Source organism: Desulfosporosinus sp. BICA1-9, from assembly GCF_000802135.1.
Window position 1 is genome coordinate 37,949 of sequence record NZ_JUEE01000138.1, and the last position, 25,684, is coordinate 63,632.

Annotated in this window: 27 protein-coding genes; 1 reads left to right on the forward strand and 26 read right to left on the reverse strand. The window is 42.7% G+C overall.

Features of this window, described 5'->3' with window-relative positions:
* Positions 1–3 precede the first annotated feature (3 nt).
* Together JL57_RS16710 and JL57_RS16715 are read right to left on the reverse strand one after the other, a co-directional pair.
* Complete coding sequence (locus JL57_RS16710; RefSeq protein WP_034143151.1) at positions 4–1,371, reverse strand: DDE-type integrase/transposase/recombinase; 1,368 nt, start codon at positions 1,369–1,371, stop codon at positions 4–6.
* 200 nt (positions 1,372–1,571) lie between these two features.
* Positions 1,572–2,177, reverse strand: a complete 606-nt coding sequence (locus JL57_RS16715) for a DUF6431 domain-containing protein (protein WP_034143152.1) — start codon at positions 2,175–2,177, stop codon at positions 1,572–1,574.
* Between the two features lie 532 nt (positions 2,178–2,709).
* On the opposite strand from JL57_RS16715, the gene JL57_RS34680 reads away from it, so the two are divergent.
* On the forward strand, positions 2,710–3,393 hold the full coding sequence (locus JL57_RS34680; RefSeq protein ID WP_291300191.1) for a hypothetical protein: 684 nt from the start codon (positions 2,710–2,712) through the stop codon (positions 3,391–3,393).
* Between the two features lie 277 nt (positions 3,394–3,670).
* Here the strand turns inward: JL57_RS34680 and JL57_RS16725 are convergent, their stop codons facing one another.
* From JL57_RS16725 to JL57_RS16835, 24 genes are all read right to left on the reverse strand, one after another.
* Positions 3,671–4,006 carry a type II toxin-antitoxin system PemK/MazF family toxin gene (locus JL57_RS16725; RefSeq protein ID WP_034143153.1) on the reverse strand — a complete coding sequence of 112 codons (336 nt, stop codon included), beginning with the start codon at positions 4,004–4,006 and terminating at the stop codon, positions 3,671–3,673.
* Positions 4,003–4,230 carry a hypothetical protein gene (locus JL57_RS16730; RefSeq protein WP_034143154.1) on the reverse strand — a complete coding sequence of 76 codons (228 nt, stop codon included), beginning with the start codon at positions 4,228–4,230 and terminating at the stop codon, positions 4,003–4,005. Before JL57_RS16730 ends, JL57_RS16725 begins: the two co-directional genes overlap by 4 nt.
* Before the next feature lie 464 nt (positions 4,231–4,694).
* Positions 4,695–4,883 carry a hypothetical protein gene (locus JL57_RS16735; RefSeq protein ID WP_034143155.1) on the reverse strand — a complete coding sequence of 63 codons (189 nt, stop codon included), beginning with the start codon at positions 4,881–4,883 and terminating at the stop codon, positions 4,695–4,697.
* Between the two features lie 264 nt (positions 4,884–5,147).
* Positions 5,148–5,975, reverse strand: a complete 828-nt coding sequence (locus JL57_RS16740; protein ID WP_034143156.1) for an ABC transporter permease — start codon at positions 5,973–5,975, stop codon at positions 5,148–5,150.
* Positions 5,976–6,995, reverse strand: coding sequence for an ABC transporter permease (locus tag JL57_RS16745; RefSeq protein WP_034143157.1), 1,020 nt, complete (start codon positions 6,993–6,995; stop codon positions 5,976–5,978).
* Between the two features lie 189 nt (positions 6,996–7,184).
* On the reverse strand, positions 7,185–8,249 hold the full coding sequence (locus tag JL57_RS16750; RefSeq protein ID WP_291300192.1) for an ABC transporter substrate-binding protein: 1,065 nt from the start codon (positions 8,247–8,249) through the stop codon (positions 7,185–7,187).
* Between the two features lie 38 nt (positions 8,250–8,287).
* The gene (locus JL57_RS34685; protein ID WP_291300193.1) at positions 8,288–8,791 is read right to left on the reverse strand and encodes an ABC transporter substrate-binding protein; all 504 of its coding nucleotides are present in this window, start codon (positions 8,789–8,791) and stop codon (positions 8,288–8,290) included.
* 20 nt (positions 8,792–8,811) lie between these two features.
* Positions 8,812–9,105: an ATP-binding cassette domain-containing protein gene (locus JL57_RS16755; protein ID WP_034143158.1), complete on the reverse strand. Its 294-nt coding sequence runs from the start codon at positions 9,103–9,105 to the stop codon at positions 8,812–8,814.
* A gap of 77 nt (positions 9,106–9,182) precedes the next feature.
* Entirely contained in the window at positions 9,183–10,277 is a 1,095-nt protein-coding gene (locus JL57_RS16760) for a Xaa-Pro peptidase family protein (protein WP_034143159.1), read from the reverse strand.
* Between the two features lie 116 nt (positions 10,278–10,393).
* Positions 10,394–10,726, reverse strand: a complete 333-nt coding sequence (locus JL57_RS16765; protein WP_034143160.1) for a cupin domain-containing protein — start codon at positions 10,724–10,726, stop codon at positions 10,394–10,396.
* Positions 10,727–10,831: 105 nt separating this feature from the next.
* Positions 10,832–11,380: a helix-turn-helix domain-containing protein gene (locus JL57_RS16770; protein ID WP_034143161.1), complete on the reverse strand. Its 549-nt coding sequence runs from the start codon at positions 11,378–11,380 to the stop codon at positions 10,832–10,834.
* A 270-nt stretch (positions 11,381–11,650) separates the two neighbouring features.
* Complete coding sequence (locus JL57_RS16775) at positions 11,651–12,163, reverse strand: GDYXXLXY domain-containing protein (protein ID WP_034143162.1); 513 nt, start codon at positions 12,161–12,163, stop codon at positions 11,651–11,653.
* Complete coding sequence (locus JL57_RS16780; RefSeq protein WP_034143163.1) at positions 12,160–13,230, reverse strand: DUF2157 domain-containing protein; 1,071 nt, start codon at positions 13,228–13,230, stop codon at positions 12,160–12,162. The genes JL57_RS16775 and JL57_RS16780 overlap by 4 nt, the downstream gene beginning before the upstream one ends.
* Before the next feature lie 196 nt (positions 13,231–13,426).
* The gene (hypD, locus tag JL57_RS16785) at positions 13,427–15,784 is read right to left on the reverse strand and encodes a trans-4-hydroxy-L-proline dehydratase (protein ID WP_034143164.1); all 2,358 of its coding nucleotides are present in this window, start codon (positions 15,782–15,784) and stop codon (positions 13,427–13,429) included.
* A gap of 147 nt (positions 15,785–15,931) precedes the next feature.
* Positions 15,932–16,837 (reverse strand): glycyl-radical enzyme activating protein, encoded by a 906-nt coding sequence (locus JL57_RS16790; protein WP_366557043.1) that lies wholly within the window; start codon positions 16,835–16,837, stop codon positions 15,932–15,934.
* 90 nt (positions 16,838–16,927) lie between these two features.
* Positions 16,928–17,347, reverse strand: coding sequence for an MFS transporter (locus tag JL57_RS16795; protein WP_366557044.1), 420 nt, complete (start codon positions 17,345–17,347; stop codon positions 16,928–16,930).
* 16 nt (positions 17,348–17,363) lie between these two features.
* Positions 17,364–17,972, reverse strand: a complete 609-nt coding sequence (locus tag JL57_RS16800) for an MFS transporter (RefSeq protein WP_034143166.1) — start codon at positions 17,970–17,972, stop codon at positions 17,364–17,366.
* A gap of 15 nt (positions 17,973–17,987) precedes the next feature.
* Positions 17,988–18,224 (reverse strand): MFS transporter, encoded by a 237-nt coding sequence (locus JL57_RS16805; RefSeq protein ID WP_034143167.1) that lies wholly within the window; start codon positions 18,222–18,224, stop codon positions 17,988–17,990.
* Between the two features lie 231 nt (positions 18,225–18,455).
* Positions 18,456–19,193 (reverse strand): ABC transporter ATP-binding protein, encoded by a 738-nt coding sequence (locus JL57_RS16810; RefSeq protein ID WP_034143168.1) that lies wholly within the window; start codon positions 19,191–19,193, stop codon positions 18,456–18,458.
* A gap of 15 nt (positions 19,194–19,208) precedes the next feature.
* Positions 19,209–19,991 carry an ABC transporter ATP-binding protein gene (locus tag JL57_RS16815; protein WP_034143169.1) on the reverse strand — a complete coding sequence of 261 codons (783 nt, stop codon included), beginning with the start codon at positions 19,989–19,991 and terminating at the stop codon, positions 19,209–19,211.
* A gap of 2 nt (positions 19,992–19,993) precedes the next feature.
* Entirely contained in the window at positions 19,994–20,962 is a 969-nt protein-coding gene (locus JL57_RS16820) for a branched-chain amino acid ABC transporter permease (RefSeq protein ID WP_034143170.1), read from the reverse strand.
* 13 nt (positions 20,963–20,975) lie between these two features.
* Complete coding sequence (locus JL57_RS16825; protein ID WP_034143171.1) at positions 20,976–21,857, reverse strand: branched-chain amino acid ABC transporter permease; 882 nt, start codon at positions 21,855–21,857, stop codon at positions 20,976–20,978.
* Positions 21,858–21,999: 142 nt separating this feature from the next.
* Positions 22,000–23,196 carry an ABC transporter substrate-binding protein gene (locus JL57_RS16830; protein ID WP_034143172.1) on the reverse strand — a complete coding sequence of 399 codons (1,197 nt, stop codon included), beginning with the start codon at positions 23,194–23,196 and terminating at the stop codon, positions 22,000–22,002.
* Positions 23,197–23,443: 247 nt separating this feature from the next.
* Positions 23,444–25,636 (reverse strand): DNA topoisomerase III, encoded by a 2,193-nt coding sequence (locus JL57_RS16835; RefSeq protein WP_034143173.1) that lies wholly within the window; start codon positions 25,634–25,636, stop codon positions 23,444–23,446.
* Positions 25,637–25,684: the final 48 nt, after the last annotated feature.

Below are 25,684 nucleotides of genomic sequence, written 5' to 3' on the forward strand. Positions count from 1 at the left end.
GTTTTACTCCTTTCGTAGTTTGGCGAAGGTTAATGTGTTTTGTAAGGCGTTTGCTTGTTCACTAGCTAAGGCAGATTTGCTAGCTTCTAAGAAGTTTAAACCCGTCGGTTCAGGGGGAACCTCCTCCACGACCGGTATGGCTTTGTGTCTATGTCGAGTCATTTTCAAGGGAAGTGCATCAGGATATTGGGTTTCTTCAAACCAAACTTCTAGACGACTAAGATCCTTAGGATCAAAACGGAGAGTCACTCTCTTTTTAGCTAAAGAAAGGTCGAGTTCATACAAATTCCCCTGAAGACTAATACACCCAGTCGTGTCGGCTGTTCGATGTTCCTCCCAGAGGAAATAGTTGTCGATAAGAGAAGGATCAATGAAACGTAGATCCTTAGCGTGGTTTTTAAAACGGACCCGGGGCTTTTCCTTCGTCGTCCCATGAATGCGCATTTGGTAAGCCTTCTCTAGCCAAGCCCAAAAATACTCATTGAGTTGCTCAAGTGTCGTCAGTTTCCCTTGATCAATCAGAAGATAAGCCTCCGGCTTAAAGCTTCTGTCAACATAATGGAACATACGTTCTACCTTCCCTTTCCCTTGAGGCCGGTAAGGTTTGGCGTGCACAAGATGCGTGTTAAGACGAGCACAGATACCCTGAAGGTGGTGAGAAGCATAGATAGCGCCATTGTCCACATACAATTTTTCCGGAATTCCGTGTTTAAGGATCGCCTTCTTTAACGTTTGCTCAAGACTTAAGACGTTTTCCTCAAAGAAAAATTCACCATGGGTAATAAGTCTGGAAAAATCATCGAGGAAAACAATCAGATAGACAAGCCTTCGTTTATTCGGAAGGGTTGGGTGAGGTAAGTACAGGGTGTGATGCGTATCTGCTTGCCAGGTCTGGTTAGGGTAAGCCATTTCATACCGTCGAAACGTAGAGTTCTTTCCTGCCGCAAGTTCCTTAACTTTAGAGTGTTGGTAAAGATGAGCACTTAGCGTGCTTACCTTAAGAACACCTTCTGGAGTACATCCGGTCAGCTCAAGAATTCGGATAATTTGCTGAACGCTACGGGCAGGGGCTTCGAGTTTTAACGCAACCGCTTTGTCCAGAAGATCGGGAGAAATAGCTCGAGGACTGGCCCGATCGTTTCGTGGTTTTGGTTTAAGCCCCTCAAGTCCATGCTTTAAATAAGCGGCAATGTAACGTTCTAGAGTTCGAATACTCACCTGTTCACATGTACCCTCTGGAGAGATATAAGTTTGACTTGCTATTTGGTTTAAAATCGTTTGACGTGCACCCTTGTCAAGTTTCCGGGTAACCACCGGTGCAATAAGGCCAAAACGAAAGGTCGCAATGGTCTCGCGTTGGGAATCCTCCATTTCGTGACATCCTCTCATAAAATCTACTAAAAGGATTGTCTCACAGAGCGTTCAAACTGGGGAGATAGCATATTTTGTGGGAGGAAGAGCTAAAAAATGGCCGTTTTCTAGGTAACGGGGGAACCGTCACATCAAAGAACCTAGCAGAGATCGAATTTTTCACAAAAAGACAAAACGTCCCCCCCACTGAAGAGGAGACGTTAGACCCGGAGAGTTGTCGGTAGTTCTAAATTAAGCAAATCAAAAACACCCAGAGAATCCGCAGATACCCCAGAGATTTCACAAAATCTTAAATGGAATTTCAAGGCTGTCTGAAGGAGAAAGAAAAGATCCGTTACACGCCCAGAGGGCAGAGGGAGGTTCGGCTGCAGCTCTAATAGACGCTTGATCAGATGTTTATTCACATCGGACGCGATGCCTCTTAAACGTTTAAGCCAGCGCCTAAAGGTAGTAGTACTAATTGAGGTAATCGATGCTACTGAAAAGGACCTTATCGCTTTATTAATGGAAACTTGTTCAAGCACGTGGCACCCAATCCGGTGAAATCGATACGAATTAAGAAAACGAGCGTAAGGTTTAATAAAAGAAGGGATGTAAGAAAACGTTCTAGTGCAACTTGGACAATAACGGCGAAAGATAGAAATCTGAAAGGCGGACAATTCACTCCAGACGGTTCGAAGGTATTGACCATGACGATGCGTCTTTGCTTCACAATGAGGACAACGGTTCGTTATTTCATCAAACCATTGTTTAGCATCAATTAGATATTGCGAGATACCCCCTAAAAAGGTTACAATAATAGACATAGAATCGTCCTTTCTTAAGGATGTTTTTATGGGGAGACCTTATCGAGGAGGCGTCGGAAACTTCACTCGATAAGGTTTTAATTTTTTAACAACCCACACTCTAAATGCGCGGAGGCCTGTGGATAGTGCCGAGCTATGGACAACTCTGCGCTGTGCTTCGAGTTGACCACAGCTCTTGGACAGGCTATCTTGGGATATTCTTAAAAGAGCCTGTCCACACTCTCCACAGGCCCGGCGAATGATCTTATTGCTCTTTAGGAATGACGATTGACATAGTTTAATATATTTCCCATGGTCTATCTTTGTCAATTAAATAAAGAAATCGCTTCCCGTTTCTGACAGAGAAATCGGGAAGCGACAAGTTGCCACTTCTCATAACAGAGGGTTTGCGACATCGGAGAGAATATGAATGTAGTAACCCGACGTCGCAAACCCTCGGGACGTTAGCCGAAATACACCGAAAGACCGCGCCTCCATGCGCGGATTATATCTTGAGAATAGATGAATTATTATGCTACTTGGAGGAGATTGGATGAAAGAAATATTTCAGTTGATAGGAGCAGTCATATTTAGCTTAGGGGGAGCAGGAGCAATAATTTTTGCTTTATCCAGCTGGTTAGGGAAAGTATGGGCAAACAGAATTTTGGAAGAGGAGAAGAAGAAACATCAACTTGAAATAGAAGAGTACAAGTCCAAACTAATGTTGGAATTAAACAAAGTCAACTCTCTAAATCAAAAAGCGCTATATATTACAAAGGTTCAATATAATAAAGAATTTGGAATTTATCAAGATATTTGGGAGAAGCTCTTTGATTGTATTGTAGCAACTATTAACTTATATCCATCTTTTGATGAAGTTCCAACCGATGAAGATGAGAAACAAAAGTGGATAGATAAGAAATACGAAAATTATCGCGATAAGTATAATTTGTATTCAAGAACTATAGACAGATATGCCCCTTTTTATGAAGAAAATTTTTATCATAGTTTCGTTGAAGTGAGAAAAAACTGCTCTAAAATGGGCACAATCTTCAAACGTTATAATTATGATGTGAAATACAATATGACGTACGCTATTGTCAGAGATGTATCTATGACCGAAAAAGAGCATGAGGAAGTGTACGATAATATTCCCAAAGCTTTAGAAGAGAAAAGAAATAAACTTCAATGTAATATACATGAGTACCTTAAGAAATTACAAGTTGTTCAGAGTTGAGTTGTAGCTGATGTGATTTTTGATGTTACAAACAGCATTTGAGATATTTAATAAATGAAAGTGTGCTTTGTAGTTACTTGAGGGAGCGCCGTCCATGGCGCTCTCTGAGTAACGGGCCGGTGTACTTCGGCTAACAGCGAATTACCATAAATCTGAGAGAATATGAGCATAGTAACCAGACTTCGGGAATTCACGGGACGTTATGTGTAATGTCCGTTTTCGAAGCTGTTTTGCAGGTCTTAAATAAGAATAGGGACCCCATTTGGAGCCCCAATTATTAGCTGGTTTGAGTAATGTATCGCATGAATGCATCGTGGATATTCACAAAATCAGTGGGATGAAGTATTCCTATCTTAAAAACAAGCTGCGAATGATCTAAAATTTGTGTCTTCGACACACGAGCAGTCGATTTAAATCTTAAGTTCGCATATTGCCAATAGTTAATAGGAATATCATATTTGTCATTGGATCGAGGAGGCGTTTTAGTTACTTTTACAACTAAAACTATAAGGTGCTCCACGTTTAGAATTATGACTGGTCGAGAAGAAAATACGGAACCATCTTCTTCAAGAGGAAACTTCGCAAACCAAACATCGCCATTGCTAATGATCATTTCTTTTTTAGGTCTTCGTACATTTCATCCCATTCTTTTTCATCACGCCAAGGATCATCTTTTGGGATAACTGTAAGACCGGCTTCATTAACCACGGTGTTGGCTTTGGCTATTTTATAGATAATATCTTTGTTTTTGTTTACAAAGTCAGCGAAGGTTATATCCTCTTTTTTTTGAGGTGTTGGCATTTTATCCATCTCCTCATGATTATTTTTCTTATCCATATCATACCATCTCCAATAAGCTTGTTTCAATAAGTATTATGTCCACTTTTATGAATATAGAAGGTTTTTGGTGGATATTCATGGAATTAATAGCCATTCTTTTGAGCGCGGACACTACACAGCGTATTCCCGAAATCTGAGAGAATATGAATGTAGTATGCAGACTTCGGGAATACGCAGAACGTTATCGGAAATGTCCATATCGGAGTAAGATTTTGAGGTTGATTTTTGAAATAAGAAAAGACCTGCAAGAGGTCTTATGTGTTTACTCCTATTATTCTATCAAGGACTCTAAGAAATTCGGTCCAATCTAATTCTCCACAATATGTACCAAGTTCATTTCTGGCGATTCTATGAAGTTTATGTGTTTTGACAAAGGATAAGCGAGTAAGTCCAGCATCTTTCCACTTATATATAGGCTCTTTATACTGGTCGAAGTAAGTTGGGGGGATATTTGGTGGATACTATTTATCCTCATACCAATCTTTATGGCTAGGATTTTCAGGGTTCAATTTTATTTTGCCTTTTTGGGCGTCAAGAATGTGAGTTTTTGAACTTATTTTATTTAATGCTGATTGCCGATCAATCTCAACTTTTTTAGGAATTGCTGACATGTCTTTTTCCTCCTTTTTGAGAGGCTTCTCTATATCCATATAATACCACCCTTTAATAGTCTATTCAATAAGTATTATGCCCGTATAAAGGATTTTAGAAAAAGCCCAAAAATTCAATATATGATAAGTGTGTATACGAGTGTGACAAACTCATATTGACGGTTTTCCCAAAATCGACACCAGTGTCGATTTTGGGACAAGCTTAGTTGTTACAGTTTGCGTGTCTATGGGGATTCAATCTTTTCTATCCGGGTATAAATTGTCTGGGAATGGATGTCCTAACCATAGATTAAGTTTAGTAGTTTACAGTTCCTTTCTCAGCCTAGGATCAAGAAAGTCTCTTAAACTATCACCAATAAAGTTGGTTCCCACAGCCATCGTCAGAATTGCTAAACCAGGAAAAGCGCCAATCCACCAATAGTTGAAATTCAAAACACCATCTGCCACCATTGCTCCCCATTCCGGGGTAGGCGGAGGGGAACCAAGACCCAAGAAACTCAAGCCTGAGAAAAGAAGAATCGCATTGCCAAAGTCCAAGGTAGCCAAAACTAAGACTGGACCTAAACTATTGGGCATAATCTCATGAAAAAATATTCTAAAATGGGAGGCACCCAATGATTTGGCTGCTTCCACATACTCATTCTCTTTGTTGGCAATCACCATACTGCGCATAACCCGAGCATAGTTGGGCCACCAAATAATGACCATAGCCAGCAAGGTATTATAAAGACTTGGACCTAAAGCGGCAGCAATGGTCATCGCCAAAATAATTCCTGGAAAGGCCATTACCATTTCTGAGACACGCATCATGATTTCATCGGTTAGTCCACCAATATAACCAGCAATACCACCATAAATCATGCCTATAAAAGACGCCAGGGTAATTGTAGCTAATCCAGCGATAAGCGAGATCCTGCTCCCGATCAGCACCCGACTGAAAACATCTCGCCCGATGCTATCCGTACCAAACCAATGGGCACTGCTTGGAGCTTGAAAGCGTGAAGCCAAGTCTTGCCCTAAATAGCTATAAGGGGTAATCAATGGTGCAACTATAGCAATTACAATCCACAGGATACAAACTATGATCCCTATTGAAAATAAGAAGTTGTTTTTCATGATTCTCAGCAGCATTTATTTGTACCTCACTCTGGGATCTAGAATTCCATAAAGGATGTCAACAAACAGATTAATAGCAACATAGTTAATGGAAATCAGGATAGAAACTCCAATGATAGCAGGAAAATCTAAGTTCCCTGCTGCTTTATAGGCATATTGACCGATACCGGGCCAGGCAAATATCGTTTCTACTAAAACCATCCCTCCCAAGAGATTCCCGAATCCTATGCCAATAACCGTCACCACCGGTATCAACGCATTACCCAAGGCATGACGCATAATAATCATTTTTTCAGTCAGACCTTTAGCCCTTGCAGTACGAATGAAATCCATGGACATAACTTCTAATAAGCTGGAACGAGTGGTACGGGTAATCAAGCCCATGGTAAAAGAGCCCAACACTAGTCCCGGTAAAAATAGATGTTGCATAGCATCCCACGCTAGACTCCAATGACCTGCCCAAAGGGCATCAATAACGTAAAAATTAGTTACCGCAACCGGCGGCATCATATAGGGGCTTATTCGCCCTGGCCCCGGTGCTATTCCCAATTTGACATAAAAAAGTAACAAAAACATGAGTCCCAACCAGAAACTGGGCACAGATACCCCTACCACTGAGATTCCCCTTATAATCTGATCGGTGGCACTGTTACGTTTGATAGCGGATATTATGCCGAAGAGCATACCAAAAAATATAGCAATAATAATCGAAAAGATTGCTAATTCAATTGTCGCCGGAAAGTACTTTTTCAGGTCATCCATTACAGGCCGCTGGGTTCTGATCGATGTCCCCAGATCTCCCTTTACTAAATTACCGACGTAAATAAAATATTGAGTAGGCAGAGGTTTGTCCAAGCCCCACTTAGTTTTAAAGGCATCCACCATTTCCTGGTTATCAATATTCCTCTGGCTTAAATTGGCCAAAACAGGGTCACTGGGCACAGAGTGGGAAATGAAGAAGACAACCATAGAAACCCCAATGACCAGGAACGCTAAGAATAGCAATCTTCTGGCTATGTATTTTAGAAGTCCCAACCTTCGTTTTACCTCCTTATGGCCTTGTAGATAAAAAAAATTCGATTTCTCCAGCAATACGCCTTTTGGCACTAATGCGCTGGCCATGGACGGCCGAGTGTCCCTGTAGCCACGACTTAAACAAGGACGTTCGAGGTAAAAGCATGGCGATGGAGGCAGATGTCAGTATGCACCTGCCTCCAATGGTTACTATTTAGCAGAAACATCTTTCAGATTAATTTTATAGAGATCGATATAGTCAGTCCCTTGGATGTTATCACGTGTAGCGTAATGACGAGCATGTTGTAACAAGACGTCAAATGCGCTGTCTTCATCCATCATCTGTTGAATTTCTTGGAGATTCTTGACTCGGGCTGCTTGGTCAACTTCAACTGCCGCCTTTTTACCCAATTCGGCTAATCTGGGATTCATTTCAGCAGTCCAATTGGCTCGCAGTCCAACTGAGTTGCCAGGCAAAAATGCTAATTGGGTGTTTGGATCTGGATAGTCTGGACCCCAATACCACAGCGACAAGGCTTGTTTACCTTTGCGATAGGGGTCAAGAGCAACCATGATATCCGAAGTTTTTATTTCGGTTTCAATACTAATTTGGAGCAGATCATTTTGGATCTTTTGAGCGAGTGTGGGCAAGTCCATACCTTCTACTGCCAAGGTCGCTACTTCAAGGGTAGTCTTGAAGCCTTTTTCATAGCCGGCTTTTTTCATTAACTCTTTAGCTTTTGCAATATCTTGGGCAGTTTTAGGATCTCGTGGCGGCAAAGTGCCTAAAAATCCGACTTGGAAAGGTGCCACTGGTGTAATGGCTCCTTCACCTGCAATGGTTTGCATTCCTTGATAGTCTAAAACCAAACGAATGGCCTTTTGAACATCTGGGTTGGCGATGGGGCCACCAATTTTAGGATCACGGTTCATTAACAAGAAGGTCAAAGTCATTGATTGGGCCTTCTTAATTTCAATACCCTTTTTGTCTTTAAGTTGCTTAACATGTTCAGGACCTAGGTTGAAGGCAATGTCAATATCCCCTTTTTCGAGCATCATTAATTGGGTTCCAGGATCAGGGATTGCTTTCAAGATCACTTTATCGTAGTACGGAGCCTTACCCCAGTAATTTTTATTACGAGCTAATACCACTTCTACTTTCGGAGTATAAGCTTCAATAACGTAAGGACCGGATCCTGCAGAGTGTGAGTCAAACCATAATTTAGCTTTATCCGTGGTACTGGCATCCGGTGCATTAGTTGCTCCATTGGCCATCGCCAACTTGCTATCAATTACACCAAAGGCATTATAGGTCATTTTGTCAAGAAAGAAGCATCTTTCTCCTTTAGCTTAAAAACAACCGTATTCGGATCAGGCGTTTCAATCAATGTAATCCCATCTGTCAAAAAGGCACCATTACCTTTTAAGTGAATAGACCGCTCTACACTCCATTTGACATCTTGGGAGGTAAGCGCGTCACCACCAGCAAAAACTACTCCCTTACGAAGCTTAAAGGTATAATTTAGACCATCCTTGCTAACTTCATGACTTTCAGCTATGCCGTATTTAGGCGCATCAAGATTACCTTCGAACTGCATCAAGGTATCATACACCGGATGCAAAACAAGTAAACCATAAACCTCATAAGCAAGACCAGGGTCGAATGTTTCATAGTCTGGGTCAAGTGCCATAATCAATTGTTTTGTACCCTCTGAAGCTGGCTGCTTAGTATCGACAGCCTTGCTGCCACCACATCCTACTGCAAATAGTAATACTATGGACAGTAACGCTAGCAAAATCCCATACTTTTTCTTCATAATTTCCCTCTCCCTTCAAATCATAGTTGGGGTCTCGTTCTACTAAGGTCTGGCGCGGATAATTTCAATAAATCTTGGCCATTAAAAAAGATTTCTCCGGAAATCTCCCCAGGGGGATTAGGAATTAAATTCATAATTGAGAGAGCCGAAACACTTTTACCACTGCCACTTTCTCCTACAATGCCCAGGGTCTCTCCAGAACGTAAAGAAATACTAACATCCCTAACCGCTCTAAACACCCCTTCAGTCGTCCGGTATTGCACATTTAGATTTTTTATTCTCAGTAAATTGTTATCTAACAGATCATCACTCATAGTCAAGTCTCACAATCATCAAAATTTATCCGGTTTCCAAGATCTTTTCTCAATGGGGGTGGGTTCTTCGTAACTTCTTAGACCTCGATTAATCCTCGGGAGAAATTATTAAAACGTACCGGCCCTTTTTCAGAAAGTCCGACAATATCTTCAATGCGAACCCCAAATTGCCTCGGTAAATAAATACCCGGTTCAATACTGAAGGTCATTCCAATCTTCAGCCTTTCTTGATTGCCGAAAACCAAGAAAGGATCTTCATGGATATCCAGCCCTATACCGTGACCTGTTCGATGCACAAAATACTCTGCATATCCTGCTCGGGAAATGGCATTTCGGGCAGCCTCATCCACTTTTTCACAAGAAATCCCCGCTTGTGCTGCTTGAAAGCCAGCTTCGTTGGCCTCCTTTACGGCTTTGTAGATCTTTTTGACATCTTCAGATGCTTTACCTACAGAAAATGTTCGAGTCATATCGGAACAATACCCTTGAAAGAGTCCACCGAAATCTAAGACAACTAAATCACCAAACACTATCTTTCTGTCTCCTGTATTATGGTGTGGAGAGGCGGTGTTGGGTCCTGAAGCTATGATGGGTTTGAAAGAAAGCTCTTCTGCTCCATAGTCTTTAAGTTTGCTTTCTATAAAATAGGCCAATTCCTTTTCGGAAATACCAGGTTTGAGCTCCTTAAGCACTTCTCCCATAACCTTGTCCGTTAATCCCCCGGCCCTTTCTAACAGCTCCATCTCCTTTTGGTCTTTTATCATTCGTACATGCCTCATCAAACCTGAGGCGCCAACGAACTCGTAGCCAAGAAAAGCTTTTCTTAAATTCAGAAAATGTCCTGCCCACATTCTTTCATCGATGGCTACCGTTCCTGAATGTTGATTTATCAACGGAACTAACAAGTCCACTGGATCTGTTCCATCAGCCCAAGTCAGTAAATCAAAACTTTCTCTCCCGAGATTCCCCGCTACTTCTCGATACATCTCTGGCAGAATCATAACCGGGGTGCCCTCTGCTGGCACCAAAAAGACTTGCAGTCTCTCATCTGCCGTAGTCTTTAAGCCGGTGAGATAAAACAAATTGGATGAAGGGGCTAATACCATGAAGTCCGTTCTTTGATCTTTCATGATGGCTTGGATTTTCTTGATTCTTGTTTTGAACTCAGCCATAGAATTTTGTACCCTCCTTGTAAGTCTCCGGATTATAGTTAATACCTCGCCCATTTCTTAGAAGTGGGGTTTTGAATACATAAACTTAAATTGCGGTGGCTTTAGCGAGAGTTAAGCTATTTGACTAAGAACCAAATCAGTTCACAGTTTTCAGTTCCATCGTTGAAAGCCCAGTGTTCTTCACCGGCAGGAATTAAGGATGCTTGGCCTTCGGATATACGGCATTCTTTTCCCCCACTCATGGTTAAAAGTGAACCACTCAATATAAAGGAGTATTCATGTTCAGTATGGACTCCTGTGCCTTCAGTCGGTACTCTTGCTCCAGGGGGAAATACTACAGTTCCCATTGTCACCCTCGCCGCCTCCACTGCATCCGCTCCAAAAAGGGTTTTCATGATCACATCGCAACGATTTGCTTCTTTTACATCTTTATTAATTGCAATTTTCAAGAGTGTCTTCTCCTTTAACCTCATCCTTATAAATGACAGTTTATTTGAACTATGAGCTAGTATCTTGCTTAACTAGGTGAGAAGCTCTTAGAGCCGAATCAACGATTACTCATGAAATATAATGGGGGTCAGTACTGCAATCATGTGGACCGGTTCATCTGTTGGGTTATGCCAAGTATGATCTAACATGGAAGGAAAATGAATTGTATCACCCTCGTTCATTTCATATTCCTTATCGCCGACCATCATTAGAACCTTTCCCTTTAAAATATAGTAAAATTCCTCACCAGGATGGTTAAATACGACGTCTTGCCCTTGCCGTGGAGCTAGCATTATATGAATCGGCTCTAATACCTTTCCTAAAAAGTTACCCCCTAATCGTGCAAAAACCGCATTTGATCTCTCAATCTGAAATGACTTTCGACCTTCTACCGGTGTAAAGAAAGTGTTACTGACTGTGCTTTCAAAAAAAGATGACATTGAAACACTAAATACGTCCGCAATCTTTTGCAGAGATGTAATGGCCAAAGAGCTGTTTCCCCGTTCTACCTGTGAGAGAAAACTGATGGATAAACCAGTTTTTTCGCTCAATTCTTTGAGTGTCATATTCATGTTGACACGCAGGCTCCGAATTCGCTCGTTTATACTTTCCATAAACTACCTCAAACTTCTTAAGAATTATAGTTATATGAAATATATTACAGTAAAACTAAAATGTCTATACTTTTCTGACTATAATACAATATTTTTTAGACAGCTCCAACTTCCGTTTCTATCGATAATCCCAGATCCGATGATCCATGTATCACAGGCGGATCCCCCTTTGTAAGGGGTTGCCACGCGATAAAATAACGCTAAAAAAGCAAACTATATCAACTTTGATACAGTTTGCTTTTTTAGCGTTATTTGTTAATTATTTAAGTCTCAACGCGGTTCAATTCCCGTCAAAACTCCATATCCACTGAGGACCTTGACCGTTCCTACAAGTCCTCCCTTAATGGATTCCTGCTCTAGGTCCATGCCGCTTCCTTGTTCAAGAAAATACTTGTCCAGACTGTAATCGACTCTGTAGGTTTCTGTCCCGCGAAACTCATTGAATATTTCCTGAAACCTTCCTTTCAGATAGACCCCTTGCTTAGGTTTCGTTTCACTGACTTGATCGACCACATAATACTTGCCCTCTTGTTTAAGACTGACATAGAGATTCTTATTATAAATCTTATCAGGTGATAAGGTCACTTTAGACTTTGGAACATCCGCTATAGCAAAATTAATGGCTACATAGTCCCCCCTAAACAAATCTGTCGGGTCATAGGCCTTTGTTTCCAGAACGATTTCTTGCCCGAAGAGAAGGGTTGCTTGAGGTTTGATGGTCATTGCTAGGAGGATGAACAAGGGAATAGCCACAGCTAGTAAGAACGTTTTTCTCTTAGTCATGCGATCGTCCCCCCTTTTGCTGATTTCATCATCCGTTCAAAGTAGAAACCAAAGCCTAGTAACAGCAGTCCTCCGACAATAAAGAACAGGGATTTTGGTAAGAACGCAAAGGTATCCGTATAATACCGGAAAATGGTGACACACACAAAGATTAAGCTGAGAAGGCTGCCCTTCCTGATCAGGAAAAAGAGCAAGGCGACAAAAGCAAGCGCAAAGAGGATACTCACTAAACGTGTTGACTGAACATTGACTAGTACATCCCATAAATCGGGGACGGTCAGAATCACACCCGTTACTCCGAACAGAATGTTACCTTGAACTCGGAAAACCTCCGGCTCTAGGTTGTGTTTCACCCCATACATGACAAGTCCTATGCAGAAAAAAAGCAGTGCTACATATAAATCTTCAACTTCATATCTTAAAGTGATTTGCAAGATAAAGCTTAAGCTCGTTAGGTTAGCAAAGAACAAGAGGAGTCTTGACTTGTCAAAGTAGTTAAACGCTAAATACACGATAGGTACCCCTACCCAGCCCGCATAGGGAAACCCCTGATCAAAGGATCCCAATAGGTAGACCTCGAACAAAAGGTTCGCAAAGAGCATCAAATGTTTGTCCTTAAGTTGGAATGCCATCGGGAGTACTCCTAAGGCCCAGAGCAGAAAGGCGGTGGGAAAGTCCCCTCCAAAATGGTACATCTGTCCGATGAGAAAGATGCCTGCTCCAAAAACCAGGGTACCTAGGTAAATCAAACTCCGACCCGTCTTTGGAATAGTTTCGGAAAGAGTATATCCTGCCAGGTTTACACCACCGAAAACTCCAAAGATGATCAGCAGCTTAACTAAATGACTGATCCCATCCCAGTTGCTAGCGATAAAGCTTAAAATTCCGAGACCCACTAAAATCGCGCCAATCGTAACCACTACCCGAATAAAGTTAAGACCACCCTTAACTTCATAAATCTCCAAGATCCCAGTCTTTTGCTCCCCCGTGATCAGACCAGTACTTTCAAAGTGGTCTAGTTCTTGATTGACTAAGGAGAAGTTCGCTTTAGTAATTTGCCTTTTCAAAACTGTTTTCCTTCCTTCTCTCTGGCCAGAGCAGAGCTCATACTAGTATCCTCTGTCTGACGGATATCTCCTCCAGGTGCTAAAGGGAGTGAACCGTGGAAGCAAAGCAAAGTTCTTCTTACTTAATGGTCACCGTACATTCCAATAGAGCAATTGTTTGCTTCTCCGGAATTTCAGGGAATCTTGTCGGCATTGTTTAAAATACATCATGTTCCGTCCGGGTGATGATTTCTTCCTGCAAGGCCTCGCTCAAATCGCAGAAATAGTCGCTATACCCAGCCACTCGGACGATCAAGTCACGGTGCTTTTCTGGTTCAGCTTGTGCAGCTCTCAAGGTTTTGGCATTAACCACGTTAAACTGAATATGGTGCCCCCCCAATTTAAAATAGGACCGGACTAACTGAGCCAGCTTGTTAATTCCATCGTCCCCTTCGAGGACCTGAGGTGTAAACTTCAAATTTAACAGTGTCCCCCCAGTCCGGGCGTGATCCAGTTTGGAAGCCGATTTAATGACCGCGGTGGGACCTAAGCGATCCATTCCTTGAACTGGAGAAATCCCTTCCGAAAGCGGTTCCCAGGCCCTCCGTCCCTCAGCTGTGGCGCCTATGACAGAACCAAAATAAACATGGCAAGTCGTCGGCAACATATTAATTCGGTAGACACCGCCCTTAGTATTAGGTCTGTCATTCACTTCCGAGTAGTAGGCATTAAAAATACCCACCATCACATCGTCGGCATACTCCTGATCATTGCCAAAATGCGGCGTCTTATTGATCAGAAGCTGGCGAACTGCCTCATGCCCCGAGAAATTAGCGTCTAAGGCCTTGAGCAACTGATCTAAGGTCAGATCCTTTTGGTCAAAGATGTGATATTTAAGGCCGGATAACATATCCGTTAGACTTCCTAAGCCAACCCCCTGCACGTAGTTCGTGTTATAGCGAGCGCCACCATCATTATAATCTTTGCCCTTCGCAACACAATCGTCAATTAGCAGAGAAAGAAACGGAGACGGCATATAAGTCGCATAAAGCCGTTCGATGATATTGCTTCCTCTAACTTTAATATTCATAAAATAATGAAGTTGCTTCTTAAAAGCATCAAATAGTGCTTCAAAGGATTCGAAACTTCGAGGATCCCCGGTTTTTAAACCCAACTGCTGAGCCGTCCTAGGGTCCACTCCATTATGCAAGACCAATTCCAAGATTTTAGGTAGATTAAAATACCCAGTTAAAATATAACTTTCCTTGCCGAAGGCCCCTGTTTCTACACACCCACTCGTCCCACCTTGTCGAGCATCCTCGATTAATTTACCTTGGCGTAGGAGTTCCTCGACTACAGTATCAGCATTAAAGACAGAAGGTTGACCCCAGCCCTTGCGAATAATCCGGGCTGCACGCTTCAAAAACCGATCAGGATTCTTCTTGCTTAACTGGATGTTCGAGCTTGGCTGCAAGAGGCGCATTTCATCGATCACATCTAAAACTAAATAAGTGACCTCATTAACTCCGTCAGATCCATCCGCTTTCAGCCCGCCGCTGTTAATATTGGCAAAATCCGTATATGTGCCGCTTTCCGCAGCAGTTACTCCAACTTTTGGCGGAGCTGGTTGATTGTTAAACTTGACCCAAAAGCACTGAAGGAGTTCTTTTGCCTGTTCCTCGGTCAACGTCCCCTCAGCCAAGCCCTTTTTATAGAAAGGATATAAATGTTGATCCAGCCGTCCTGGACTGAACGCATCCCAGGTATTAAGTTCTGTGATGACCCCTAAATGCACAAACCAGTAAGCTTGCAAAGCTTCCCAAAAATTCCGTGGGGCATGGGCTGGTACATACCTAGAGACCTCAGCAATCCTCTCCAATTCTTCCTTACGCACGCCATCTGCTTCTACTTGGGCTAATTCCTGAGCCTTTTCAGCATGCCTTTCAGCAAAGCGGATGATGGCTTCGGCACAGATTCGCATCGCTTTTAGTTCTTCCTGCTTGTAGTACGCTTCGACATCCTTGAAATAATTAAGTTTTGCCAAATGACCGTCGATATCCGCAATGAAGTCCAGCATACCCAAGCGGTAGATCTTATCATCAAGCACCGTATGTCCCGGAGCTCTCTGTTCCATAAACTCAGTAAAGATTCCGGCATCATAGGCTGTTTTCCATTCCTCAGACATCTCTGTAAAAATAAGATCACGCATGGACTTACCTTGCCAATAGGGTATAATTCGTTCTGCATAGGTTTGGCGCACCTCTGGGCTAACTTTAAACGAGATCTTGGGACGTGAATCCAGAATATCCAAATCTTCTAGGCTATGACAACATAGTTCAGGGTAAGTATAGGTAGCCTTCGGGGCAGGACCTCTCTCCCCTATAATTAATTCTCCTTCATTGAGGCAAATCTCCTTGTGCTCTAACAAATATTTAAATGCCAAAGCCCGCTGGACGGGAACGGATGTATGCCCGGCCGAACGATAGAAGTCCGTGATTAGCTCAGCTCTTTCAGCGGAGATATTTGCTTCAGTCTCTAGGCTACGCTGCCTGAGCATGGTTACTCGTTCATTCATTCTTAGCCCTCTCCTCCAGGTATCATAGTATAGTCTAATCAACCGTTTCTTTGCACTTGTCTAATTATACTTTATATAGATCGTACCTCTTGACTTATTTTTACGTTTCAATAGCAGGCGAGAACCTGATGACAATAGCAAACTATATCAACCCCCGATTTTAACCTTCAGCCCAAACTGCTCCAACTTCTGAGCGATCTGTACCATGCGCACATTGCCTGGGGGCTGAAGATCAGGTAGGCGATACTCAAGACCAAGCCGCTCGTACTTATCCACCCCAGCCTTATGGTAGGGCAAACAATGAATTTCCTTCACACCTTTGAGTGACGCCACAAATTCTCCGAATTGTCGAAGATTGTCCTCATCGTCATTGATTCCTGGAATGATTGCTACCCGCACAATGACTTCGGGATGGTTCTCGGCAAGCCAGCGTAAGTTGGCTAAAATCAGCTCATTAGGAACCCCGGTTACGGCTTGATGTTTCCTACTATCCATCAATTTTAAATTATAGAGGAATAGATCTACATAAGGACTAATCATTTGCAAGGAGTCACGATTTACAAACCCACAAGTCTCTACAGTAGTGTGAATCTCCCTTTTCTGGCATTCTTCGAGAATTTCCAACAGAAACTCGTGCTGCATAGTCGCTTCCCCACCTGAAAACGTGACTCCCCCTCCTGTTTCGTCATAGAATATCAGGTCCTTCTCGAGCTCAGCCATGACCTCGCCCACTGACATCATCTTAGCAACAAGTTCTCTTCCGCTTGTATGACACACCTTACTACATTTCCCACAAGCTATGCACTTATCTCTTAGGTAACTAAGTATCCCCTCTGCAGATAGGGTCACTGCTCCGCTTGAGCAAACCTCTAAACATTGCCCACAACCGAGGCATTTGTCTGGTCGAAACATTAACTCTTGTCTAAACTTCTGTCCCTCAGGGTTATGACACCATGGACAGTTAAGTGGACAGCCCTTGAAAAAGGCTGTCGTCCTGATCCCAGGTCCGTCATGGATGGAATACTTCATTATATTAAAAATCTTGCCCTTCAATACTCACCACTCCTCCCGTGAGATTCAGCAGATTAAGGATAACGCTTCCTCCCTAGGCTAAATCGTTATGTTGTATATTGCTTGGAAATACTAACTATAATCTTTAATTCTCCGCGGATCGGATAGTTCCTCTTTGGAGATATTTGAAGCGGGCGTACCTTTAAAGATTACAAGACCAAAAAGCAAAATTGTTACTATAAGTAACGTTAATCCAGATAACATGTAAACTCTTTCCACTCCAATTTGCGTAGCACCATAGGATAGTATACAAACGGATCCCATGAAAGCCACCCTAGTTAAAGTAAAGCAGGCGCTAAAGACTCTGCCCCGCATAGGTTCAACAGTTTCTTCCTGAAAAATGCTTTGGATCGGAATTAAAAACATGGCATTAGAAACTCCTGTTAAGAAAAAACCTATAAGTGCGAGGGGATATGCTGGAAACATCCCCAGGATCCCGATCGTAAAACCGGAGATACAATATCCCCATAGCACCAGTTTTTGTTTATTTATGAAATTCCCCCAGACACTAAATCGCTATACTACCGACTGTAATGCCCACCGCCGCACTCGCCTCGAGGATTCCCAGCCCAACGGTTGACGTCTTCAATGTATCTAGAGCATATACAAAAATCAGGGGATTAAAGCCACTGAAGATAAGTAATACTAAACAGTATGTAAGCAGATTATGGGCTAGGACTTTCGTTTTCCGTATATAGGCTAATCCCTCAATAATATCTTGAAAGATGTGTGACTCATTTTCCATATCTAAATTCTTCTTTGCTTGGTCTTCAGCTTCAAAATTAAAACTCATAGTAAAGATCAAGGCAGCCGAGAGCAAAAAAGTCAAGGAGTCAAGGTAAAATATCTTTTGAATTGGGATAAACATTATTAATACGCCCGCCAATGCATACCCGAGGATTTCAGTAATGTTTTCCGACGTCTCAGCTAAAGAAGTAGCCGTTAGAATCTTCTCTTTAGTAAAGATAGCTGGAATGACTGCCATTTTTGCGGGACTAAAGAACAAGTTCGCCGTTGTACTAAGAAATGTCAAGAAATATACTAAGTTAATAGAATAGCCGATCAAAACTGGTATTAAGCCCACAAAAACTGCCCTGAATAAATCGGCAGTTATCATCGTCCATTTTTTATTCTAACGATCAACATAGGCTCCTGCAATAAGACCGAAAAGTAAATAAGGTAAAAACGTTGCCAGTGTCATCTTTCCTACTTCTAATGCACTCCCTGTGAGACGGTAAATCAAGACACCTAAAGCCACATAATGGAGTTTATCACCCAAAGCTGAAAGGAATTGTCCCGTTAATAAGAGGGCAAAGTCTTTCTCTTTTAATAAGTTAAGTGGTTTAACTTTACTTCCTCGACTTGTCAAATCGCCATCCTCCGATGTATTCTTCCAACTATTACTTAACTGTAATATTCTTCTTAAATAGAAGAACCCTTTGTTATGTCTTTAGTTCCTAATTTTTTTAGCTAATATATCTTTAACCACCTTGATTTAACTGTGACTGAAGATTATTTAGAAAATTGCCCACCCACCTATAAGTAAAGGGAGTTAAGAATAATGCCCCTCGCTTTAGCAGCAGGGGCATTAATACGGGAACTATTCTCCGAGGTAAGATTTACGTATATCCTCATTTTGAGCCAGTTCTCGTGCCAGACCTTCTAGCACGATTGTTCCTGTCTCGAGGACATAAGCCCGGTTGGAAATTTCTAAGGCCAGGTGAGCGTTCTGCTCGACTAGGAGAATCGTGGTTCCTGCCGAATTAATATCTTCGATAATATGGAAGATCTCTTCGACTAACATCGGTGCCAAGCCCATGCTCGGCTCATCTAGAATTAATAGACTCGGACTAGCCATTAGAGCCCTGCCCATAGCGAGCATTTGCTGTTCCCCACCGGATAAGGTACCTGACACCTGTTTAATTCTCTCCTTTAACCTAGGAAAGTGATGATACACCCGGTCGAAGTCTGCTTGTCCAGGCTTCCCCTTTCGACTATGGGCACCCATAAGTAGGTTTTCATAGACCGTCATCTGTGGAAACACACGGCGTCCTTCCGGTATATGGGATAGACCCATCTCCACTATTTTGTAAGGGGGCATGCTTTCGTATTTCCGGCTTCCTTCCCGCATTCCATAAATATACTCTTCCTTAAATATAACCTTACTGTCTTTATTGGAGGGTTTCAAAAGTCCTGAGATTGTGCGCAGGGTTGTACTCTTTCCAGCTCCATTGGCGCCGATCAAGGCAACGATTTCCCCTTCTTTTACTTCTAAGGAAATACCATGTAAAGCCTTAATTGAGCCGTAGCATACATCAACTTTTTCTAACTTCAACATGTCTTGGTCTCCTCTCTAGCGCCGGATTCTGCTTTTAAATTGACCGGAGCCCAAGTATGCTTCGATTACAGCTTTATTACTGCGAACCTCTAGAGGGGTTCCCTCAGCAATTTTTTTACCATAATCGAGCACAGCGATTCTCTCAGAAATATTCATAACCAGCTTCATATCGTGTTCTACCAGAAATATCGTGATCCCTGTATCGCGAATTCTGCGAATCATTTCCATTAAGACTAGTTTTTCCTGAGGATTCATCCCTGCAGCAGGCTCATCAAGAAGAAGTATCTTGGGTTTGGAAACTAAAGCTCTGGCAATTTCCAAACGTCTCTGTTCTCCATACGAGAGATTTTTGGCCGTTTCCTCCCGTTTCCCTGCCAAATCCAGAAATTCCAGCGCTCTAATCGAGTTTTCTTCTAGTTCGGCTTCCTCACGTTTCATACTGGGCAAACGAGTTAAGGCCTGAAATAAACCTGCTTTTCCTCGACAGTGGGCACCAATTTTAACATTATCTAAGACAGAAAGCTCACTGAAAAGACGGATCGTTTGGAAGGTTCTGGTGATACCCATGTCCGCAATCCTATGCGTAGGGATCCCAACTAAAGGCTTACCATCAAAGGATATCGCACCCTCGGTAGGCTGATATATACTTGTGATCAGGTTAAACACTGTACTTTTACCCGCTCCATTGGGGCCTATCAAGGCCAGTATTTCGCCCTGTTGTACTTCTAGATTTACAGTATCAACCGCAGTCAGACCGCCAAAGCGGATGGTAACATTGTCTAATTTTAGTAGGCTCACCTTTATTCCCCCCGTCCGGCCTGTTTTTTCTTGGGCCACATGATTGCTCGACGAACAGCCTGCCTTAAGTTTACTCCGCCCATTAAACCATAGGGTCGGAAAATCATGATCACAACCAGCAGGACACCGTAAACCATCATCCGATAGTTGGACAGAGGCCTCAAGATTTCTGGAGCCGCAGTCAGGACTATTGCACCGATAATCGTACCGGGAATACTCCCCAGACCACCCAGAACAACAATACTCAAAATATCAATGGACTTGAGAAAGCCAAAATCAGTCGGTTGAATAAAGGTGGTAGTATGGGCAAACAACGCGCCCCCCACCCCAGCACAAAAAGCTCCAATGGCGAAGGCCTGAATTTTATAGAGCGTGGTGTTAATTCCTACCGCGGAGGAAGCCACTTCATCTTCCCGAATAGCAAGCATTGCCCGGCCATTCCGGGAATTTTCTAACCATACCATAGCGCAAATTACTATGACTGCTATGGTCATAACGATCGGGAAAGTAGTTGCTCCCTCAATCCCTAAGAAACCAATGGCCCCATTGGTAATTTTCATATTGGTAAATTGGACCCTTACGATTTCGGCAAAACCCAACGTAGCAATCGCTAAATAATCTCCCGTCAGACGCAAGGTTGGAAATCCAATGATGATACCCACTAGACCCGCAACAAGGCCACCAATGAAAACTCCAAGTAAGAAAGGTAGGTCATAATTCACAGTCGCGATTGCCGAAGCATAAGCACCAATACTCATAAAAGCTGCATGACCTAGGGTTAGCTGACCCGTTACCCCCGTAATAAGGTTCAAGCCTAAAGCCATGATCAGATTAATGCCTATAAACAAGCCAATCATTAAAATATAGGGTGGCGTGATGTCGTTAATGATTTGTGCGACGATAACAGTCAAGCCAAGCATGCTCAGGAACAGCAAAACTTGAACAATCCAATTGCTTAATAATTTTTTCATTGCCATTCCCTCCTTACACCTTTTTATTGGCTTTACGTCCCATGATTCCAGATGGTTTGAACAAGAGCACCAATATAAGGATGGTAAAGGCGAAGGCATCCTTGTATTCGGACAAATTCACAGTGATTCCCATTATTTCAGCCATGCCGATCATTAGCCCACCGATCATGGCCCCAGGTATGCTGCCAATTCCGCCAAGGACTGCAGCGGCAAACGCTTTAAGACCTGCCAAAAGCCCCATATAAGGCTGAACGGCGTTAAAATAAATACCTGCTAATACCCCAGCGGTTCCTGCTAAGCCAGATCCAATAGCAAATGTTATCGATACAACTCGGTCAACATTCACCCCCATAAGCTTTGCCGCATCCTGATCCTGAGAGCAAGCACGCATGGAACGACCAGTTTTAGTATACGTTACAAAAAGGTGTAATCCAAGCATTAAGAGAGCGGCAACTCCTATGATTACAATTTGGTAAATGGTAATTTGAAAGTTACCTATTTCAAAAATTTTGTTTTCAAAAAGTTTAGGGAAACCCCTAGTATTAGGACCCTTCACTCGAACCATGAAGGAAGACAGAAAAATAGATACCCCGATCGCACTGATTAGTGCTGAAAGTCGTGATGAGCGACGTAGCGGTTTATAGGCAACTCGCTCAATTACAACTCCAAGCACCATGGTTATAAGCGTAGCACCTAGTAAGGCCACGTAAACATTGACATAATTAGTCAGTGCCAAAACTAGGCCGGCATATGCACCAAACATAAATATTTCGCCATAAGCGAAGTTAATCATGCCGATAATACCGTACACCATGGTGTAACCTAAGGCGATGAGTGCATAAATGCTACCAAGGGCGAGCCCGTTGACCAGTTGCTGCATTAGATTGTTAAACATTGGCCCCCTCCTTAAACTAAAAAAACATAATACCAAAACAAAAACACTAAATTACGTTGAACAATTAGTAGCAGCACCGATCCCTGGGACCTAGTGCTGCTACTAATCTGACAGTTAAGAAACGTAAATAGGAAAAATTCGATTACTTAACTTCAACAGGAACTTTCTTCAGAAGGGCGAACTTGCCACCTTTAACTTCTAGCAGATATACTGGGCTCTTAATAGGTTCACGGGAAGCCTGGAACGTGATGGTGCCTGATACGCCATCGTAGGCTTTGGTCTTAGCGAGGGTATCCTTAAACTTCTCTGGATCTGCACTATTAGCATCTTTGATAGCTTTAGCAATCAGCATCAGAGCATCATACCCCTGAGCAGCGAAAAGATCCGGTAATTCATTGTTATATTTTGCTTTGTAAGCGTTAATGAACTTTTCAGTATTTGGAGTTGGTTGTTCAGGGGAGAAACCAGCATAGGAGATTGAGCCTTCCACAGCAGCTCCACCAATTTTCATCAGATCGTCTCCTTGGAGACCATCTCCTCCAACCATAACAGCCTTGATTCCAACTTCACGAGCTTTCTTCATGATTAAAGCTCCCTCAGTATAATAACCAGAAAAGACAATTACATCAGGGTTTGCTGCTTTAATTTTAGTGATTTGACCACTAAAATCAGTGTCTTTATCTTGAATGAACTCCTCGATGACTACTTTACCACCGTTATCATTGATAGCTTTTGTAAAGATTTTGGACAAGGATACACTATAATCATTGTTCTTGGAAGTAATTAAGGCAACGTTTTTCCAGCCTTTTTCCTTAATTACGTATTGCATGGTTGCTGGAGCAGCAATCGTGTCCAACAGGGTATCCCGGAAAACATAGGGTCCGATTTCCACAACGTCCGTACCAGTAGACCCTGCTGACATGATGACCGTCTTTTTGCTGTTGGCAATAGATCCGGCCACACGGGTAATTCCTGTCGTAGGATCACCGATGATGGCTACAACCTTGTCTTGGCTAATGAGCTTATTGGTGATGTTGATTGCTTGATCCTTTTGTCCTGCATTATCCTCTTCTACCAGCGCTACCTGACGTCCAAGAACACCCTCTTTATTGAGTTCAGCAATTGCCATGTTCAAACCTTTTAATGTGTTCAATCCGTAGATTGCCACATCCCCAGTCTTGGCACCTAGGAAACCAATCTTAATAGGTTCTTTGCTTGCTGCTGCTTCCGGAGCGGGTGCGGGTGTTGCAGGCTTACTCGCACCGCATCCACTAACCATGATCAAAGCGGACATAATTAAACTCATGGCAACTAGGGCTTTACTCTTCTTGCGAATCATTTTTTTCCTCCTTCTATTTTGGGATTTACCTAAGTAATATTAGACAGAATATTAGAAATCCCTGCAAGCATTTCAAAAAAGCATGATATTATTTTGCAAAAAGACTTCTTTCTACTTGAGTAGATACCCTCTCTGATGCTTCAAAGAGTAATTGATAGAGATGGAACCTGCAATGAGTAATTTTACCAAATCCAGTTAATCTATAGAACATCAAATCCCTCTTAGGGACGGATTCCGAGAAAGTTAGTTAGCCCTTCAGCTTTAATTTCGCTAATGCATCCGCTAGAGCAGTATTAATCGGTCCGCTATCCTGTTGGTTCTGTAAATATTTACCGACATCCCTCTTGTTGAGATTCCCCTTCTCAGCTTCTCTTCGTTTCGTAAAAGCAGAGAGCTTTTCACGAAACCCACAACTGCATGAGAATAATTTATTATCCCCGTCTCCCTTGATCTCCATCTTTTTATGACATTCAGGACATCTCGCGTTAGAAATTTGAGTGAGTCCTTTTCGATAACCGCATTCCCGATCTTGGCAGACGAGCAGCTCACCCTTTTTCCCTTTGACCTGCAAAAGATATTTTCCACACTCTGGGCACTTATTCCTCGTCAAGTTATCATGCTTAAAGCTCTGCTCACTACCAATCACCGTGGATACCAATTGGGTGGCGTACCCCCTGATTCCCGTGAGGAAAATTTGATGACTAGCTCGACCTTTGCTGATCTCAGTCAATTGTTGTTCCCACTTAGCGGTCAGTTCCGGTGACTTTAGTTCAGGAGGCACTAAGCTAATAAGTTGAATCCCCTTAGAGGTGGGAATAATCTCTTTCCCTTGACGATTCATATAAAAGGAATTGAAAAGCTTTTCAATAATTTCGGCTCGGGTTGCAGGGGTTCCCAGTCCATGGCTTTGGTCCATCGCTTCCCGGAGTTTTTGGTCTTCGATCAATTTTCCCGGATGTTCCATAGCAGAAAGAAGTGTGGCCTCGGTATGTCTGGCCGGAGGTTTAGTTTTACCTGCCACTAACTTAGCGGCTAGATTTTTCAGCATCTCCCCCTTGCGGATTTCTGGGAGAGTGTGCTCTGAATCTCCATCGCCATCTTCGGATGGATCATCTAGATTTACGGAGCCTTGTCCTTCATAGACCTTCCGCCAACCTTTTAACTGAACGACCTTCCCTTTGACCGTAAAAATTTCCCCTTTTATGCTGACCTTAACCAGGGTCTGTTCATATTCGAACGCGGTCGAAAGAACGGCAAGAAACCGCCTGACGATTAAATCGTAAATTTTCAGTTCTTCAGAACCAAGCTTAGATAGCGTAGGAGGTTGTTCGGTTGGAATAATTGCATGATGGTCTGACACTTTAGAACCATCCACAAACCGTTTCGTGATGATCAGTTTGGTTCTCAAGATATTGCGCGCTAAATCAACATAAGGTCCCAAGGCAATACTTTTTAGGCGTTCTGGTAAAGTGCTGACAATGTCTTCACTGATATGTCGGGAATCCGTACGCGGATAGGTCACTATTTTATGATTCTCGTAAAGTTGCTGCATCACAGAGGAGGTTGTTTTGGCAGAGAATCCATACTTGCGATTAGCATCCCGTTGAAGTTCCGTTAGATCGTAAGCTAGGGGAGGGAGTTCTTTTTTCGCTTCTTTCTTAACCTCGATGACATCCCCCGTTTGTCCCATCACCTTGGCCAACAAGCCCTCCGCTTTGCTTCTATCAAAGATGCGGGTTTGACCTTTCTGATCTTGCCATTGAAGAGTAAAGCCGCTTCCTAAGACATTGATTGACCAATAGTCTTTAGGAACAAACTGTTTAATTTCATTTTCTCGGGCCACAACCATCGCCAAAGTGGGTGTTTGTACTCTGCCAGCGGAGAGTTGGGCATTATATTTACACGTCAAAGCCCTAGTGACATTCAACCCGATTAACCAATCCGCTTCCGCGCGACATTCTGCCGCAGCGAATAATGGCTCGTAATCTTTGCCAGGTTTTAAATTGTTAAATCCTTCTTTTATGGCGCGTTCGGTTAAAGAAGATATCCACAAACGTTTAATGGGTTTTCGCCAACCCGCTTTTTGCATAATCCAGCGTGCGACAAGCTCGCCTTCTCGCCCGGCGTCCGTAGCGATGATAAGATCCGTTATTTCCGGACTCTTCATCAGATTCTTAACCACGCCAAATTGTTTGGAAGTTTCTTTCATAACCACTAAGTCCATCTTCGTTGGAAGCATAGGTAGGTCATCCATCTTCCATGTTTTATATTTCTCATCATAGACTTCTGGATCTGCCAGCGTTACTAAATGCCCCAGGGCCCATACCACAACGTATCTTGAGCCTATGAAGCAGCCATTGCCCTTCTGGTTGCAATTGAGGATTTTTGCAATTTCACGACCCACTGACGGTTTCTCAGTTAATACTAGCGTCTTTCCCATGTTATAACTTCCTATCTTTTACAGTCTCACGTTTTTCCCAACAATCTG